Origin of the sequence: Paraprevotella clara YIT 11840, from assembly GCF_000233955.1 — a bacterium.
GTDB lineage: Bacteria > Bacteroidota > Bacteroidia > Bacteroidales > Bacteroidaceae > Paraprevotella > Paraprevotella clara.
The window spans coordinates 1-620 of the sequence record NZ_JH376687.1 but is presented as its reverse complement, the minus strand read 5'-3'; the positions used below and the strand labels follow the sequence as shown (position 1 = coordinate 620).

At 40.3% G+C, this 620-nt stretch carries 1 protein-coding gene; it reads left to right on the top strand.

Translation table 11 applies throughout. The annotated features are described in order from the left end of the window. A partial coding sequence (locus HMPREF9441_RS17070; protein WP_008623450.1) for a 2-oxo acid dehydrogenase subunit E2 occupies positions 1 to 620 on the top strand: 620 nt, incomplete at both ends.

The following is a 620-nucleotide window of genomic DNA, read 5'->3' as shown; positions in this document are numbered from 1 at the left end:
AAAGCTGAAAGTAAAGAAGCTGCTCCTGCGGCTGCCCCAGCAGCTACTAATGCTAATGACCGTGTATTTGCTTCGCCTTTAGCTAAAAAAATAGCTCAAGATAAAGGTATCAACCTAACAGAAGTAAAAGGTAGTGGTGAAAATGGACGTATCATAAGAAAAGACGTAGAAAACTTTACTCCAAGTGCTAAAGCAGCGGCTCCTGCCCCTGCAGCTGCATCGGCTGCTATACCAACAGTAATACCTGTAGGTGTAGAAGTAACTGAAGAAGTGAAGAACTCACAAATGCGTAAAACAATTGCTAAACGTCTATCAGAATCTAAATTCACAGCGCCTCACTACTATTTGGCAATAGAAATAGATATGGACAATGCGATGGCATCGCGTGCTCAAATTAACAGTTTGCCAGATACAAAAATATCATTCAACGATATGGTAGTAAAAGCGTGTGCTATGGCTCTTAAGAAACACCCACAAGTAAATACCTCTTGGAAAGGAGATGTAACCGTGTATAACAAACACGTAAATGTAGGTGTTGCAGTAGCTATAGAAGACGGATTAGTAGTACCTGTAATCAAATTTACTGATACGCTAACGCTTACCCAAATAGGTGCTTTAGT